11 protein-coding genes are annotated in these 16,556 nt (G+C 60.6%); 3 read left to right on the top strand and 8 right to left on the bottom strand.

The window, feature by feature from the left end:
- Positions 1 to 411: 411 nt before the first annotated feature.
- Together SX243_06345 and SX243_06340 are read right to left on the bottom strand one after the other, a co-directional pair.
- Positions 412 to 3,780 (bottom strand): CHAT domain-containing tetratricopeptide repeat protein, encoded by a 3,369-nt coding sequence (locus SX243_06345; GenBank protein ID MDY7092580.1) that lies wholly within the window; start codon positions 3,778 to 3,780, stop codon positions 412 to 414.
- 645 nt (positions 3,781 to 4,425) lie between these two features.
- Positions 4,426 to 4,689 carry a hypothetical protein gene (locus SX243_06340; protein ID MDY7092579.1) on the bottom strand — a complete coding sequence of 88 codons (264 nt, stop codon included), beginning with the start codon at positions 4,687 to 4,689 and terminating at the stop codon, positions 4,426 to 4,428.
- Positions 4,690 to 4,799: 110 nt separating this feature from the next.
- On the opposite strand from SX243_06340, the gene SX243_06335 reads away from it, so the two are divergent.
- From SX243_06335 to SX243_06325, 3 genes are all read left to right on the top strand, one after another.
- Positions 4,800 to 6,623, top strand: coding sequence for a VWA domain-containing protein (locus SX243_06335; GenBank protein MDY7092578.1), 1,824 nt, complete (start codon positions 4,800 to 4,802; stop codon positions 6,621 to 6,623).
- 8 nt (positions 6,624 to 6,631) lie between these two features.
- On the top strand, positions 6,632 to 8,614 hold the full coding sequence (locus tag SX243_06330) for an ABC transporter permease (protein ID MDY7092577.1): 1,983 nt from the start codon (positions 6,632 to 6,634) through the stop codon (positions 8,612 to 8,614).
- A 179-nt stretch (positions 8,615 to 8,793) separates the two neighbouring features.
- Complete coding sequence (locus SX243_06325; GenBank protein MDY7092576.1) at positions 8,794 to 9,648, top strand: hypothetical protein; 855 nt, start codon at positions 8,794 to 8,796, stop codon at positions 9,646 to 9,648.
- Between the two features lie 209 nt (positions 9,649 to 9,857).
- Here the strand turns inward: SX243_06325 and SX243_06320 are convergent, their stop codons facing one another.
- The 6 genes from SX243_06320 to SX243_06295 form a co-directional block, all read right to left on the bottom strand.
- Positions 9,858 to 10,886 (bottom strand): hypothetical protein, encoded by a 1,029-nt coding sequence (locus SX243_06320; GenBank protein ID MDY7092575.1) that lies wholly within the window; start codon positions 10,884 to 10,886, stop codon positions 9,858 to 9,860.
- The gene (locus tag SX243_06315) at positions 10,879 to 11,529 is read right to left on the bottom strand and encodes an RNA polymerase sigma factor (protein ID MDY7092574.1); all 651 of its coding nucleotides are present in this window, start codon (positions 11,527 to 11,529) and stop codon (positions 10,879 to 10,881) included. Before SX243_06315 ends, SX243_06320 begins: the two co-directional genes overlap by 8 nt.
- 965 nt (positions 11,530 to 12,494) lie before the next feature.
- Positions 12,495 to 13,322 carry an alpha/beta hydrolase gene (locus SX243_06310; GenBank protein MDY7092573.1) on the bottom strand — a complete coding sequence of 276 codons (828 nt, stop codon included), beginning with the start codon at positions 13,320 to 13,322 and terminating at the stop codon, positions 12,495 to 12,497.
- A gap of 152 nt (positions 13,323 to 13,474) precedes the next feature.
- On the bottom strand, positions 13,475 to 13,951 hold the full coding sequence (locus SX243_06305) for a TlpA disulfide reductase family protein (protein ID MDY7092572.1): 477 nt from the start codon (positions 13,949 to 13,951) through the stop codon (positions 13,475 to 13,477).
- Positions 13,952 to 14,077: 126 nt separating this feature from the next.
- Positions 14,078 to 15,847, bottom strand: a complete 1,770-nt coding sequence (locus SX243_06300; protein ID MDY7092571.1) for a 1-acyl-sn-glycerol-3-phosphate acyltransferase — start codon at positions 15,845 to 15,847, stop codon at positions 14,078 to 14,080.
- 18 nt (positions 15,848 to 15,865) lie between these two features.
- A complete protein-coding gene (locus tag SX243_06295) occupies positions 15,866 to 16,555 on the bottom strand; it encodes a CRTAC1 family protein (protein MDY7092570.1) in 690 nt (229 codons plus the stop codon).
- Position 16,556 lies beyond the last annotated feature (1 nt).

Genomic DNA, 16,556 nt, shown 5'->3' with positions numbered 1-16,556 from the left:
CCGGATTGCCCGCGTTCGGGTCAAATTTGAGGTCAAAGGTCTTTTCATAGCCCTTACCGCCCGCCGCAGTGCCGCTGACGCGGATCCCCCTCAGCTCCCCCCTTGATTCAAATCGTCCGAACAGCCGTTGGTTTTATTCGGACGATTTACCCGGGAGTGGAGAAATTGAACGTCACTCCAGCGCCAGCTTCGTCATCGGTCTGGGCTGCCGCCGGCCAAGCCACCATGGCGAGAATCAGAATCAAAATGCACGCCGCCTTCAGTCCCCACAGAGTCCTCATTGCTCAACCCTTTCTATCCTTGGTAGGTCGGAAACTCACAGTAAGTTCCCTACCTGCAAGAGACACCGAACTGCGATGAGAGTAGGGAGCTCTTCAGAAGCCGAGAGCGAAGAAAACCAGAGGTGAGAGGCTACCGTTGATGCAGGAGGGTAGGCGGCGAGTCGTGAGCTTCTCGCCCCCACCGCGCTTTGGGATCCCCCGTGAGCTTGAAGGCAGCCCAATAATAGGGATCTCGGAAGTCTTGGCCCTGGGTACTCGATGGATCGTTCAGCAATGCCTGCTGCGCTACCCTCAAAGCTTTCGCCACCGAGTCACCGGACAGCAAAGAGTCGTAGAAGACCGACATCAGGCGAGCGCTGGCTTGATCGTCGACCTTCCAAAGGGTCGAAACCACTCCTGGACTCCCAGCGTAGAGGAAGGCTCGCGCCAGGCTGATGACATCATCGCCCTCATTGCGAGAACCCAGGCTGCTCTCGCAGGCCGACAAGACGACCAGATTGACTCCCCGCAGGTTCAGCCGAGTCAGGATCTCATGCACCTCCAAGTACCCATCCTCTCCCTCCCCTGGAGCGAGAGCCAAACGGCTGAAGGCCGGATTCCGGGGATTGACCTCTCCATGGGCAGCAATATGAATCAGGTCCACCGTGTCCTTGGCTTCTACAAGCCGGCTCTCCCTCGATTCCGGGCCCAAGAGGGCCTCCACCCCCAGCAACCCGGCGATGCGATGGACCTCATCCCGCGCATAATCCAGCTCACTCAAAGAAGGATCCAGCTCTTCCGGGGCCCCGAGGACCCTGGCGCCGCCAGTGAGCTCCGTCTCCAGGTGCCCCAACTGTAAGAACGTCGCCAGGCTCGGCTGAAACAATAGGCTCCTTTCCTCAATGAGATAGCGTCCCGTATCCGGGTTCACGAGCGCAGCAAATGGAAGCTCGTGGAGGGGCCCGTGGGGGACTACGATCAGCTCCTCAAAGCCCGACAGATGCGGTTCCAAGGGTGCGATGAGGGCCCGGTAAAGGTCGCGACCGTCGGGAGGATCCAGCCGGAGCGGAACTGCAACCACAGCTCGCGGCAAGGGAGACGGATGGTTGGGTTGAGAAACACTCGGCCGAGGCGAGCTCGCCGGCGGCCGGCTCAAGCTCTCCACAAGAGCAACTACAGACTGTCCTATCTCCGAGGCAGTGGACTCAAGCCGTACATGCCGGATCTTTGAATGATCCACAACCCATGCATGGGAACCAGCGTGCGTCAGGTAGTAGATGATCGCCGCTCGGCCCTCACCCAGCGCCTCTTGAATCTCGTCCAAGGAAGGCGATCCGGATCCCACCAAGGCCACATAGCCAGGCTCGGACACCTGCAGGCGAACCATCAGCCCCTCGAAGGAAGCCCTCGCTTTCTCAAGGTCCCGATCAATCTCCCGCCGCCGGCTGGAAGAAGCTGTCGGGCGCTCGCGCTCCCAATGATCCAGCATGGCTCGCAAGCCTTCAGCTTCTCGTATCAGGCGCTCGTTCTTCGAGTTTCGCCGGATGGGGCGCCCCGTCAAGAGCTCACGCAACCCCCTGGCACGCACCCGCTCGGCTGCGATCAAGGCTTCCTCGGAACGTCCTTCCGAAATAAGAAACTCGACCAAAAGGTCATCGGCCACCCGACGCTGCACGCCAATGGCCGAGGAGATCAGATTGCCGTTGTCCAGGCCTGCGAGGAGCTCCTCTTGCCCTTCCACAGATTGCCGAAGCCATTCGATGGCTTGTTGGGTATTTCCTTCTTTCCAGCTCAGGACCCCTAGAACTAGCCTCAGAGTCGTTTCCATTTCCCGAAGTGATCTAACTTCGGTCCGCCCTAGACTAGTACGCAAGACCTGCCCCGCCTCCTCAAACTCCCCGCGTTCTAGCGCTCCAAGGCCTTTGAAGATATCGGGAAAAGCCTTCAGGAACGAAAGTCGGCCCAATGCTGCCGTTTCGATCTCTACCTCAGGACCTACGAAAGCCCCATCCAATTGCCCTTCGAACAACTCACGAAGGAGTCCGCGCATGAAGTCCACCACCTCAGGAGATAGCTCTGAGGCTATGCCATCCGGAGCGGCCAAAAGGGCGTCCCAGGCAAGCAGAGCCTCCTCAAGGGGCAGCTCTTTATTCTGCACTCGCCCAAACACCTCCACCAGGTGATGATAGGTGTTCCATAATTCCATTCGAGGCTGGGCCGACAGCCGCCTAGCTCTTTCCAGCGAGATGTTTGCCGCGGCAGAGCTGCCCAAGGAAAAATAGGTGTGAGCCAGCTCGCTCGCCGCCACGGATTCGACTGGATCAGCATCCACCTCCTCGAGGAGGTCGAGACTCTGCTCCAACCATCGAACCGCTTGACCCCAGTCCCCACGCATCCTCGACAGCTGACCAAGATCTAGAGAGACCAGTCCAGCTCGATAGTGGTCTTCGATGGACCTCGCTATCTCAAGAGCCTTCAGATAGACGGTCTCCGCTTCCTCGAACCGCCCCATTCGCATCAAGAGCAGAGCGCGATCATTCCTCACCTGGGCCTCTCGAGATCGATCCTCCTCAGCAACGGCCATCTGCGAAGCCTTTTCGTTCCAATCCAGCGCCTTCTCGAAATTTCCGGCCAGGAATTCGATTTCCGCCAACTTGCCCAAGGCCTTGATTTCTTGCCGAGAGTCCGTAGCGAATGGGAGGAGCCGAAAGCTGCTGGTACCCTCCCATGCTTTCTCATAGTGCTCTTTCGCTTCCTCCAGCCGCCATTGAGCACGTCGAAGGTCTCCCCACTGCTTCTCAGTGAAGGAGTCAAAGATGCCTCCGAAGCTGCCCGCGATCAAGTCAGCTCGCTCCAACTCCCGCTCTGCACGGTCCAGATCTCCAACTGAGATCCAAGCTGCTCCAAGACTGCTCCGAGTCACGCTTTCCAGCATCGTGGCCAGAAAGGGCGCCGTGAGCCTCAACATCGGCCCACTTCCTAGGAGAGCTTCCAGCCGCCGGTCCCAGCCAAAGGCACGAACGAGCTGCAGCGTGCCCTGGATCGTCAAACCCTCTGGAGCTGCTCGCAGCAGCTGGAGTTGATGCAAAGCCTGCTCAAGCCGCACGATCCCCATACCTTCCAGTTCAGCGCGCAGAGAAAGATCTCCGCTCATCCAGAGGACGGCCCAAGCCGCAAAGTGATCGTTCTCCTTAGAGAACAGCTCCGTGGCGCGGTCGAAGGAAGAGAAAGCTTGTTCTCGCTCTTCGAGCTGCCAGGTAGCAAGCCCCAAAACCGCTCGAGCAGCTCCTTCGACCAGGGGACGATCCCTCGCTAGTTCCGACTCTGCAAGGGTCTCAGCCTGAGCTCTGGCTTCTTCGTGCTCCTCCTGGAGCAACAACTTCCCTATTTCTTGGAGTGTGTCGCCCGCAGAAGGCGAACGTAAGGCCGGTTCTCCCCCACTCGGATCGGCATAGATCACTGAAGCCACTAACATCGGCAAAACCAAGCAAAAGAAGAACTTTCCCCACACCGATTTCATAGAGGCCTCCCGGTTCGTTCCGCGGTATCAGCTCGCACCAGCAGAGGTGCGGCTCGAGCTCCAAGAGACACGAAACGAGGTAGGAAAGTCTTCCCCCGCAACAATCTCCAATCCGATGTGTCTATTGCAGCGACACCGAGTCGAGTGCGGAGAATGCTCAGATCGCTGCGCCGAAAGGTCAGCGATATCCGCACTCGGCTCGAGAAAGGACGAGTGATGACGAGACAGCCACTCCTCGAGGTCGTCGAGGAGATCGAATTTCGCTACCCAGGGGATGACCAGCACCGATATCGAATTCCCTCGGGACTGAGACTCTTTGCTGGTGAGGCCTGGTGCCTCTCGGGGATCAGCGGATCGGGAAAGACCACCCTCATGACTCTTCTCGCCTCCTTGAGGCGATTCCAGAGAGGAAGGATTCGTTATCGATTTCCCGACGCTCCCCCCATCGAGGTGAGCCCGGGAAGCTGGCGCTCGGTAGTGGGTCCCCGACTCTGGCGGCGGCTGGGATTCTCGTTCCAACGCCCGGAATTGATTCGTTCCCTCTCCGTCGCCGCCAATCTCGAAATAGTAGGCAGCGCCTCTGAAGCCAACCTTTTCAGCCAGACCGAGTGGCAATCCATCGCCTCGTCCCGGGTCTGGCAAATCTCAGGGGGTCAGATTCAACGTCTCGGGCTGATGAGGGCGTTCGGCGACCGGCAGGCCTTGGTCTTCCTCGACGAACCGACCAACAACCTCGACATCGACAATCGCAAGGCGGTTCTGGACTTCGTTCGCAGCCAACGCGACCAAAGAGGTCTTATCGCCGTCTCCCATGACGCCGACTTTCTCGAGGGGCTGGAAGTGGATCGGCAGCTTCGAGTCGAGGAAACCATGACGCAGGACGGAGGGGTGGATCGTGCTCTCCACCACGTTGCTGGCCCATCACCCGGCACTGCAAGGGTCCTGGATCCAGTACCGGATCAGGATGCTCGGGCGACTCGAACGCTGTATGGAGAACTTAGGCCATGAAGCGATATTTAGTGATCGGTTGGATCTTCCTGCTCAGCCTCACCCTGCCAGTCGAGGCTCTCGTCCCAGCCCGCACCCAAGATCAGGTCCACCGCAAGGCCGTGGTCGTCACCCACGATGCGCGGCTCTATGAATCCCCCTCAGGGGACAAGGGCAAGAAGTCCAACTTCATGCAGATCTACTTCCTGCTCGAAGGCGAGCAGAACAACCGCCTCCCCGTGACCCTCGAGCCCAACGCGGAGCAGCCCGACGGCTGGGTTGCGAAGACCGACGTGGTCGAGTGGAACACCCTACAGATGATCAACTTCGAACCGCAGTCCGGCCGCGAGCTGGTACGCATCTACGATAGCGCGGCATGCGCTCAGGAACTCGCCCTCACCGGAGAACCAGGAGCCTGCAAGGAGCTTGGCAGCGAACCCCAACGGGTGGGCAAAGCGCGCAGTGACTATGCCCTGCTGATTCCGGTTTTCCAGAGCCAGGACGAGATCTATCAAGGCGGCTTCGTCCGCGTTACCGCCGAGGGTCCGGTGGTCCGTCCGCAAACCGATGGTGAGCTCAGCGGCCAGTCCCAACAGGGCCCCGTCAATCTGGGCTACGACCTGGTGCTGGTGGTCGACGCCACCGCCAGCATGCAAAAGTGGTTTCGCCCTACGACGGAAGCCCTAGACTCCTTCGTCCGCTCCGTCAGCGATCAAATTGGCAGTGGAGAGATGCGCCGCCCTTTTCGCGTCGGCCTTCTCTTCTACCGGGACCGCAAGATCCTGCAGGATTGCGACATCGGATTTCTGACCAAGTGGCAAGCAGAGCTGACCAACGACATCCAGGAAGTGACCCAGGCCCTAGCTCAGGCACAGGAAGCGACCTGTGGCAGCGACGAAGCGGCGGAGGCCGTGCTCGATGGCGTCTCGCGAGCGGTTCAGGACCCCAAATGGAACGATGGACACTTCAAGGTCGTGCTACTCATCGGTGACTCCCCCCCTCATAGCCCCGCGGCCCGAGACAAGAACCCCTTGGGTCTGAGCGTGGACCACATCGTCAATCTTTCCAGCGAACGGAACATCCGATTCCTCACCCTCAAGATTGGCATCGCCGACACAGCAGAGTTCGAGCAGCTGGCCTTCCGAGGCCCGGACGCGGTTCAAGGGCGTTTTCGCGCTATCGAACCCGACCCCAGCGCGTTCCAGCAACAGTTGCTCGCAGCCCTCAAGGACGAATGGGCGCTATTGACCAAAGCCGAAAAACTGGTGGATGCCGGCATTACGCCCCAAGCCCTTCGTGCCGACCCCAGCCTCGCCGAGCCCTTTGATGTCGACCAATACGATCTCCCCATCATTATCGCCAACCTTCCTCCGAGCTCCTCCGGGGAGGCGCCGCCGGAGTTTGTAGAGGGTTGGGTCCCCAAGCGAATCAAGAAGCAGCTCGCCATGGGCGAGTATGTCTTCATGAGCAAGAACCAGACCCTCAGGCTTGCCAACGTGATCCAAAATATCGCCCTCGCTGCCGAATCGGGCCTTACCGAAGGCCCCGATGCCTTCATCCAGAACCTGAGGTCCTCCCTGGCAGCCATGCTCAATGTCCCACCGGAGGATCTATTCCGCGCAGGAGAATCTCTCGACGGCATGATGAGAAAGGCCCAGGTGCTTCCATTCAAGACAACGGTCTTACGATTCTCCGCCGAAGAAATCAATACCTGGAAACCCGCCGACTTCGAACGCCTCAACACGATCCTCACGGAGAAGACCGAGCTCCTCAGAGAGTTCGCTCAACGACCGAGTAATTTCCGCCTCTTTGGCCGTACCCCTTACCTCTACATCCCCAGAGACATCTTCCCGTAAGGATTCCCATGAACGCTGAGAAACAACGTTCCGGAGCCGGGCTGTTGCTTCGATTCCTGGTCGCCGGACTCCGGGTCGACTGGCGCTTTAGCCTCGTCGTGATCCTGGTAATCACCGGATTGTTCTCAACTCCGCTGGCCTTGGGATCGATCAAGAACCGCGTCTATGCCGCGGTCAAGGAACAGATCGAGAAAGAGAACAATGCTCGCGAAATTCGACTCGAGCTGGCTGACGAAGCGGGTCGAAAACTCGATGACAACCTGATCCGAGACCTGGAGGCAGAAACCGAAGAGTTTCAGAACCTCGATGCTGTGGGGAACAGGAAGCTAGTGGTCAGCATTGAGGGTCCGGAGGGGAGCGACTTCCTCACGCTGCAAACCTTGGAACCGGGAGACCCTCGGGCGACGCCCCTCGGAATCGTTCCCGGCATCCCCGCCGACTTCGGCCTCGCCGACCTCATCGTCTCGGACACTCTCGGACAACGACTGTATGGCGAAGAAACCTGGCAGGAGCTCTCTCAAACGGGAGAGTATCCCTTGGCAGACAACTTGAGGCTCTCCATCAACGAGCTGCCGATTTCCGCCGCCTTTCGCGTGGTCGCCCGGCGCACTCTTCCCGGCACCGGTCTCTACGCGAGCCCACAGGCAGGCGAGGCTTTGCGGCGCTACACCTCGGGATTCGGAGCCGTGGAGTTTGAACTGCCAGCAGATGATGCTCTGGTGCAGGCTGCGCTGCCTCAGGTAGTCACGAACCGTTGCCGAATCCTCCTCGAGGAGGCTGACCCTTCCTGCACCGCGGAAGCCCAATCCACTCTAGAGCGCCGACTCCGCGATCAACACCACGATCTCGAGCCAAGCTCGGAAATCGACTATCCCTCCATCGACGGTCATCAAAGCTTCCTTCTTGCTCCCCAGGAGCTCTTCGAGCCGGGTGGACAGAATGAGATTCGCCCACGCTACGGTCGATGTCGGGACATTGTTCGCCCCCAACTCATCGATCGCTGCACCAGAGCCAAAGTGGTCGATGAGCTCCATCTGACCCTGTCGGTGGTACAGAGGGATCCAGCAGAGATCGAGGACTCCACTCGACAGGTAGAGCTGGTCTCTCTAGATCCTGAATACCTCGGCTTGCTCGACGGCTGGCAGGACCTACGAGACCGCTTCGGCACTCTACCGCCCACCAGCACCGAGCTAGTCTTCACCCTTCCCCTCTCGGAAAACCGAGGGATCGGTGACCGGCTGACCATCACCGTCGGTGATCATAGCCTGCCGATCCGGGTTGGCTCTTTCTATCGGTGCAACCCAGAAGAGCCCTGCCCTTGGATCGCAGATCCTCGAACAGTCTTTCGACTGAAGAATCTGGTCGACGGCATCGTCGACGTCGCCAGTCTTGAACCTTTCGTACTCATCCCTTCCGGAGCCACCGAAAGCTTCGACCAGATCCTGGCTTACGCGCCGGACGTTCAAGAAGTACCCAAGATTGCCGAGCATCTGCAGGAGCAGTACCCAGGACTCAGTGTGCAGTACAACGCCGCTGCTCTCGACAAGCTGGAAAGGCAAGACTCTCGGCTCTCGGTCCTCTTCACATTGACCATGACCCTATCAGCCCTCTTCTTGTTCCTCGCTCTGGCCGCCTTGGCGCAGATCAACCTGGAAAGGCGGAGCCGTCAGATGGCTCAGATGCTCATCCTCGGTTTCCGCCGCCAATTCGTCCGCCGCCTGGTCGTCGCCGAGTACGTACTACTCACGACTCTTTCGGCCATCGCATCCTTAGGCTTCACAGCAGTGCTCTTCGCGATCGCAAGAAGTCAACTAAGATCGAGCCCAAATACTTCCAGCGGCCGCGACTTTGCAGTGATCGTCGACTCCATGAGTATCGATCCCAAAGCCTTCCTGGTAGTTTTCACAGGAGTTCTGGTGTGCACATCCCTCATAGCAATGGTCAGCGCTCGAGGTGCTGCCAAGGCTGATCCTTTGACTCTTCTCGATTGACCCGATGGACTGAGATCATGATCATTCTACTCAGCCTCGCCTACTTCCTCGCGTCCACCGTTCAAGGGATGCTCCCCGCGGCACCGCCCCGGGACGCGGGAACCATGTTCTGGTCCTCAATGATGGAGCGGAGTACACCGAACAAAGAGAAGCAGTCACCTCAGAAGGCACCCGCTGGGATGCCGCCCGACGAAAACACCGCCCCCAAGACGATCATTGATCGAATCGAGGGTGATCTAAAAAGAATGGAGCAAGCACAGGATTCGCTACAGCACAGACTGAAAGAGCTCAAGCAATCTGTCCGAGACCTCGAAGGTAAAATTCCTGGAGGTTGTACAGCAACCGAAGCCATCTATCTCGATCGACGCGAGGTCATGATTAGTGTCTCCGGCTCGGTACTCCGCTTCGTCGAGATACGCCCATCAGCCCCGGTCACCATCGGGCTCGATGAAGCCCGGGCATCAGAGCTCTTTCGCGAAGCACAGGCCCAATCCTCAGAACCCCTGATGCCTTGGCTTCTCCGATCCGTGCCCGCGGTCCGGCGCGAAGTTCCATTCTTTCTCTTGCAGGACCGACTCGTGGAGCCTCGTCTCTATGAGCTCCTGGTGAATGGAGCCGTGGCCAACGAGGTCTCCTACGAAGATGCCAGGCAGTTCATCGGCACCCTGAATAGACTCTGTGACGGCGTCGCCCAATTCGATCTCCCTAGCGAAGAGGAACTGGTGGCCGTGGCCAAGCTCGTCTACGACCCAGCCCGCAATGGCTTGATCCCATGCACGGCTCTGGCCCATCGAGGAAAGACTATCCAGGTGGATCAACTCCTGGGCCACAGTTGGCAGCTCACACGATCAGCCTGCAAGCCCCTCTCGAAGAGAGCCACCGAACCCTGCCCAGGAGGATCCTTCGTACGCAAAGGAGGTACCAGCAAATCTGAAAACGCCTTGGAGTGTATTCCAGAGTATCGGAGTGCGGCACGTCCAACGGTACGCCAGAAAGACACCTCCTTCCGCCTCGTTCTTCGGCATCTGCCCTGAGATCAGCGAATGGGTTGCTCGCGCTTCCTTAGAGGATTTCTCTCGAAGCTCCACAGTGAAGCAGGAACCACAGCCTGTTGTCGCCTACTGGGGCGCTGGACGGCCCCTCTATGCGCAAAGGCCCCTCCTGGGCGTGGACTTCGGCGAAGCTGCCCTCTGACATCAACCCCAACCCCAACCCCATGAGGGATTTATTGACCTCCCGGATCCTAGAATGCGACCTTCCTCTCGTTGGAGGATAAAGCTGTGCCAAGAGAGAAAGAGGCAAGTGGCTTCTCTTCGATGCTATTCATAGCGTAAAGATCGAACCGGTACCGCCCGCTGCCCCAGAACTGAGCTGGAAACCAAAACTCAATCGTATCGTCTGGTCTAGGCACGAGGCCATCAGCTGACCACACTAGCTTCTCCCCGGCTCCGTCCAGCTTCAGGAGATGCACAGTGTAGGCTGGATTCTGAGGAAGACCTCTCAGGTTCAAGATAAGCAACTCAGATACAGCTCCCAAAGGCAGAGAGTCCTCTACAACAGCTTGGCCGCTATGCTCAAAACCATCAGGAGCCAGCTCTCGGTGCTGAGGAGCGGCCTTCGGCTCAAGCAGCGACGACTCCAGGCGAGCAAACTCCTGCCAACTATTGATATATAGCCAACAAATGATCACCGCAAGTAGACAAGCCGCGAGGGATACACGACGCCAGAACGCCAAAACCTTCCTCCTCCTGCCCGCCAAGGAAACCAAGCCTGCCGGCCCCACTGCCAGCAGGGGCTCTCCAAGAGGTGGTCGGGCTCCAGGACTGGTGCTCCGGGCAGCGCCCTCAGGCCGGATCACCTCCGCAGAGTCTCTGCGACCCTCAGATCCCTCCCGGTGGTTTTCGTTGGCTTCAGCCGATGGAACATTGTCACCACCAGCAGGCAGGTCTTCCGAGGTGCTCTTGGTAAAAGAGGCCGCTCCACCTGCATCCACCCTCAAGAGCTGAGCCTGAAAATCGCTCCAACTCCGAGCGACCATCTCCTCATCGAAAACATCAATATGACCGGGATCAGGTGGATGCCAGTCAGTAGACAATAGGCGCGCGAGCTCGGGATAACGACATAAAGCTTTGGTAACAAGCTCTCGCTCTTCCGGGCAAAGCTTTCGCTGCCGGTAGCGCTCCAGTGTCTCGAGCTCAGGGAAGGGAACCTCCTCAACCGATGCTGATGCCAGCCAAAGGTTGTATGCAGCTCTGAGTCCATCGTCATTCATCGTCGTCCTCCCCGTTGCTGCTTTCTTTCCTTACAGCGTCCTCAACTTCAGGCCTTGAGGGCATCTCATCCAACGAGGTCCTCGCACACAAGGACTCCAATTCCTTCTTTGCCGCATAGATTCGGGACTTGACTGCATTGAGACTAATGTTTAGAAGCTCAGCGATCTCCCTGTATTTATGCCCTGCAAGCCACAAGAGCAGTGCTTCCCGATTCGTTTGTGTAATTTGATCGAGGCCTTCCGCCAACAGACGCTTGCGTTGGTGCAGGCTTTCGCGCTCTAGGACCTCATCCTCCTGAGACAGAGGCGGTCTCCACATCGCGGTTGCCTTTCCGCGAGGTTTTGGCTCAACGGGCAGACCATCCAACGAGACGAGTCGTGCCTCCCGTTTATTCGCATGCCGACCACGAATTTCATTGTAGCCAACACGCCTGGCCACCGTCTCGAGATACCCGGCGACGGCCTTGCCTTTGTAGTCTTTCATGCCCCTATAGACACGCAAAAATGTATCTTGGGCGAGATCTTCTGACTCGCCAGGCCTAAAGCCCATACGCCGAAAGCACCTGACTACCCAAGAGAAGTAGTTCTCATACATCTCCTGAAAAGAGTCTAGCTCGGCAGGGGAAAGATGGAAGTCACCCATTGATTGATCGCACCTCCTTCAGACGGTCTAGAATCAGCCCGCCGGTAGCCCGACCGGCAAGTGCCTAACTACTCTTGTTAGCTCTTGGAAATATTTAGGAAGCGTAGATAACCTTGACAATCGGGCCGCTATCAGAATCCTGCACGACCCGACCCACCTCCCTGCGAACCAGCTATTGCCTTCGCCCCTCTCAGCCCACGATGTCCGGTGGTGATGAAGACAAAACCGCCCCAGGAATCTTGAGGACGTATCGGTCTCAGCGTGCTCGGCTAGTCCCGCTAGTAGGCATCTGGTTGGCAGTCGAAAAGGAACAAGGTCATCCACTCTCCAAGACCACGGCTTCGAGATTTCCTTTTCATGACACCTGGCAACCTTCTACTATCGTGCTCTACACCTCTGCGCTGACCAGACAACATGCCGTATCCATCAGCGCTCTCGAAAGAGGAAGCTACAAATCATCGAAGCTTGTGTCTAACCACTCCGAAGCTGTTCCGCACAACGTGCCGAAGGCTACTTTCAGACCACCTATTGCTTTCCATCACCATTACTCTTGGAAAGACACAAACGCTGGAAATTTGTTAGATAACTAGACCAGGAAACAGAAGGCGAGGCGGGGATCAACGAGGTCTTCGAAGGAGGGCTCGGAAGAAACGGGCCGTTCGTAGGACGGCTCGACTTTCACCACGGACTGCTAGAAGAGACGAGCGACCAATGCGCAGCCTGCAGCAACAGCTGGATGGCATGGGTCAAGAAGACCAGCCGGTGTTGCTACCGATCGGACCCGTTGGCTCGGCAGGGAGGCACCCAACCCACAAGAACTGCGCTTGCGGCTCGGAGAGAAAGTCTCTTGTCTGTGATCGTAGTGGTCGGGATCAGGAGGCGAAGGGCACGGCTTCTTCGCAGCGATCTAGGAGGATGATGAGCTGACTCATTGTTCAACCCGACCAGCGAGGCCACCCCGACGTTCACCCATCCTCGACGGGAGCTTTCACTTCCTGCCCCCGACGGATCTGTCCCAGCAGCTTGCGGACTTGCTCGACGACGATTTCAGGGTCTTGTTGGTGTAGGTAGTGGTGATTCTCGGGCAGGGTGATGTGCTCGCTCTGGGGGAGCTTGTCTGCTAGCGCTCGGTGGAGATCGAGCTTCAGAGTGAGGAGCTCCTCGAGGCGTTCTTCGGTCATGCCGGCGGCGGCGGCGGCTTCGCGGTGCTCTTCGGGGATGTGCATGGGTGCGGCGGCGGAGAGGACCACCGCCGGGATGTGGGGGGGAGGGTCGAGGTCATCGAGCTGGCGCAGCCGGTGCGGCACTCCCCGCGCCTCCGCGAGAACTCCCTCGCTCTCTCCTTCGAGCTGCTGGAGCACCGCCGCCTGGCCCTCTTCGGTGAGCACGCTCTGAATCATCCCCTCGGTGGTCGGGTCGATGAAGATCCAACCCGCTACCTCCTCGGGATAGAGATGGGCGAAGCCTCGGATGTGCAAGCCGCCGAGGGAGTGGCCGATGAGGAGATAGGGGGGCTCGATGCCAAGCCCTTGCAGCAGTGCCCTCAGATCCTTCGCCACCGCGAAGAGGTCCCGCGGCTCCGGACCGAGCTCCGACTCACCGAGACCGGCGCGGTCGTAGGCCACGGTGGTGGTCAGCTCCCCAAGCCGCGGCAGCAGCTCTCCCCACGCTTCCAGGGAGTCCCCCATGCCGGTATCCAAAACCACCGCCGGGGTGCCGGTGCCAACGACTCGGGCGTGCAGCCGGTGCTCCCCCACCAGGACTCGCTGATCGAGCTCCGATCGATCAGGCACGGTTCGCTCAGTCACAGATCGCTCGGGCGCCGCGGCCTCTTGCGTCGCCTTCTCCGCGGCCAATGCTGGGCCGGTCCAGAGCCCGAGGCAAGGCTCCATCAGAGCGAAGAGCGCTACCGTCACAGCTCCAAGGACATGCTTCATCCGGCGTCTCACCCCGAGCTCAGCAGCAGCGCTTCGACCCGTTCCTCGTCCAAGAGGCCGCGGATGATGTCGGCGACGGTGCCGTCGGGGGTGACCAGGACGTTGTGGGGGATGGCGAAGCCGGCGAGGGATTGGAAGGTCTCTTGATCGCCCAACAAGACCGGATAGCTCAGCCCTCGCTCTTCGACGAAGGGAGCCACGGTGTCGGCGCCGGTCTCGTCCAAGGCGATGGTCACCACCCGGAAGCGCGGGTCGGCGTGGAGTTGCTGCAGCAGGGGAATCTCTTTGAGGCAGGGCTGACACCAGGTGGCCCATACCGAGATCACCGTCGGGCGGCCTTGAAAATCCGCCGAGCGCACGGTCTCCCCGGAGAGACTCTCCAGACTGAAGGAAGGTAGCGCCGCCCCTACCTCGGCGGTGGCCGGACCGGTGCCGCAGCCCGTGGCGAGCCAGGGCAGCAGGACGAGCAGGAGCAGTGGGAGCACCTTGGGAGCCCCAATACGCCATGCGAGGCGCTGCCTTTGAACGAGGGGCCTTCTCCGGATGAGACGCCGGGTACGAGACGGGAAGCGGTGGGGTGACTTTGGACGGTGGAAGATAGGCATCACGGATCAAGCTCCAGCATCGTTGAACAGGGAACCCCAGAAAATGTGGCGGCGACGGGTCAGGAGAGCCTGCAAGGCTTCGTCCATGCGCTGATGCACCTCGCGGTTGAGGCGGCGCACGAGATCACCATCCTGGGCGGCCTCGGGACCATACTCCCGGGCGGGATCCAAAGGCTCGAGAAATTCTACGTGCCATTTGGAGGGCAGGGGCAGGGTCGACAGCGTCGGAGTCACGGGTAGGCACGGCCAATCCGAGAGCCGCTTCCACCACTGCCACTGGAGCTTGGCGAGGACGGGAAAGATCTCCGCGCTACCCAAGACCACGAAGGGCACGATGGGCACCTGATGCTGCAGGGCGAAGCGAACGTAGTCCGGTCGGAAGCGGCGCAGGCTGTACGCGTTGCGGTAGCGGGCGAAGGCGCCGCGGATGCCCTCCGGAAAGATGCCCAGCAGCTCCTGCTGGCGCAGCACCCAATCGCCGTTCTCGCGGCAGGCGTTGATGCCCCCGAGGCCGGCCATATAGCGGGCCAGGAAGGGGAATTTGATCAGCGCAGGATGAATCAGAAACCGCGGATAGCGACCCAGCTCGCCGGCCAGCCGATGGAGCACCATCACGCCGTCCCAGGGCTGGTGGCCGCGGTGGGTGCCCACCAGCACTCCTCCACCGTGCCGCGGCACATGCTCCAACCCTCGCCACTCCACCCGCCACCACAGGTCGTGGAGGAAGGGAAAAAGGGTGCGGCGGAAGCGGTCGACGTAGGCCTGATCGAATCCAAAAGGGTCGTGGGCGAGCTCCCGAGCCGGGCGCTGCAGGGTCGACGGCGGCAGCGGACGACCGAGCCCCGCCAAGATGCGCCGCCAGCGGGCATCGCTCACCGTCGCCGCATGGCAGAGGGCGTCGACGCCGTCGGGCTCGGAGCCGGCAAGGGAACGGGCGATTCGCAGAGTCCAGGCCGGTGCCGGCAGACGGCGGACGCCGGCGGCCTTCATGGCCCAGCGCAACGGGATCGCTTCCTCCGGCGCCACCTGCCAGACCTGGGGCTCCCCCGCTTCGTTACCGGTTACCGCATCGTCCAGAGCCGCCCGCGCCGCCGTGGCGAGCTCGTGGACGGTGAGTAGTTGGAGCGGTGGGTTGTAGCCGGCGGGGGCCCAGGAAGCCCGGCCCCGAAGCAGTCCGCTGAGGGGATCCCGCCCGTCCGGCATCGGAATGGGAGTCGGCCGCAGGATCACCGACACCAGCGCCGCCCGACCGCCGGGCACCGCCTCCAGGCGCTCTCGAAACGCCGCCTCCAAGGCTCGCCAACGCCGCGCCACCCGATTCTCCGGCGGCCGCTTGGGCAGCTGGTCTTCGCTGAGATAGCCGAGGTGGCGATGAGAGGGCTCATGAACCCAGGCGCTGGAGACAAGGATCAGGCGCCGCGGCCGTTCCTCCGGAGGCGTCGCACGGATCGAGCCCCGCAGCCAGGCGGCGGCCAAGCCCAGGAGGGCGAGATCTCCCTTCGTGAGCTCCGTGGCGGTGCTCTCAGCCGAGGCTCCTTTGGGGGTCGCACGCTCCGCCACCAGGATCAGCGCCCCGGTCTGCGGCGCCACGTCGCCGGGGCGGCCAGTCACGATGCGATGCTGAACCTCCCAACTGCCCGCTCCCAACCCCGCGCCGGCCCTCGCCGCTGGATCCGGTGCCAAGGTCCCGGCGAGGATCTCCACAAGATGGGCCGCCAGCGGCTCGCCGGCGTCCGCCACCAGGACCCGTCGGGAGGAGGCCGGCGACCCGCTCATGCCGTTCCGGCGGAACCTTCAACGGGTTCCGGCGGTCTCCTCCGACGACCGCTTCGCCGAGCCAGGCTCCCCCGAGGCGGGAGCTCCCAAGCTCGGCTCTTCGGTGCTCTGATCCACCACTCCCTGCCCTTCGACGATGCGCACCCGGCTGCGGGCGGGAAGGTTCTCGAACACCTCCTCGCCGCCGGCGGGCCAGCGCACGGTGACGCGATCCGCCTGAGGATGATCGCCGAGGCCGAAGTGCAGCCGCCGATGGTGTTGAGACGCGTAGCTGGAGCCGATCTCCACGACCCGACTCTGGATCACGCCGCCGGCTTCCACGGTCACCACCGCACCCACCGCCGAACGGTTACTGCTGGTGCCCTGGAGGTCCAGGGCCAGCCACCCCCGACGCTGGCCGATGTCGTTGCGCAGCAAGGTTGGCGCGGCGCGCTCGATCTTGCCGCTGTCACCGAAGTTGTTGTTGATGGCGAAGTCGGGATCGCCGTCGTTGTCGAAATCGGCGATGGCCAGTCCCCGGGCGTCCTTGCCATCATCCGCCCCCAGAGCCATGGCAACGTCGGTGAAACGGGGGATGCCGTCCTCACCGCAGCCGTCGTTGCGCAGGAGGTTGTTGGTCTCGAAGCCGTTCCAGGACATGTCGCCGCGGAACTCGTTGCTGTAGAAAGTGCCCTGCTTGTACTCGTCGATGTGCGCGACCGCGCTCACA

Source organism: Acidobacteriota bacterium, from assembly GCA_034211275.1.
In the GTDB taxonomy this organism is placed as follows: Bacteria; Acidobacteriota; Thermoanaerobaculia; order Multivoradales; family JAHZIX01; genus JAGQSE01.
This window is presented reverse-complemented; position numbering and strand designations above follow the sequence as displayed.

Excerpts from the sequence above, each read along its gene's own strand:
- SX243_06345 (MDY7092580.1), bottom strand. The coding sequence starts at position 3,780 with ATGAAATCGGTGTGGGGAAAGTTCTTCTTTTGCTTGGTTTTGCCGATG.
- SX243_06330 (MDY7092577.1), top strand. The coding sequence starts at position 6,632 with ATGAACGCTGAGAAACAACGTTCCGGAGCCGGGCTGTTGCTTCGATTC.
- SX243_06325 (MDY7092576.1), top strand. The coding sequence starts at position 8,794 with ATGCCGCCCGACGAAAACACCGCCCCCAAGACGATCATTGATCGAATC.
- SX243_06320 (MDY7092575.1), bottom strand. The coding sequence starts at position 10,886 with ATGAATGACGATGGACTCAGAGCTGCATACAACCTTTGGCTGGCATCA.
- SX243_06315 (MDY7092574.1), bottom strand. The coding sequence starts at position 11,529 with ATGGGTGACTTCCATCTTTCCCCTGCCGAGCTAGACTCTTTTCAGGAG.
- SX243_06300 (MDY7092571.1), bottom strand. The coding sequence starts at position 15,847 with ATGAGCGGGTCGCCGGCCTCCTCCCGACGGGTCCTGGTGGCGGACGCC.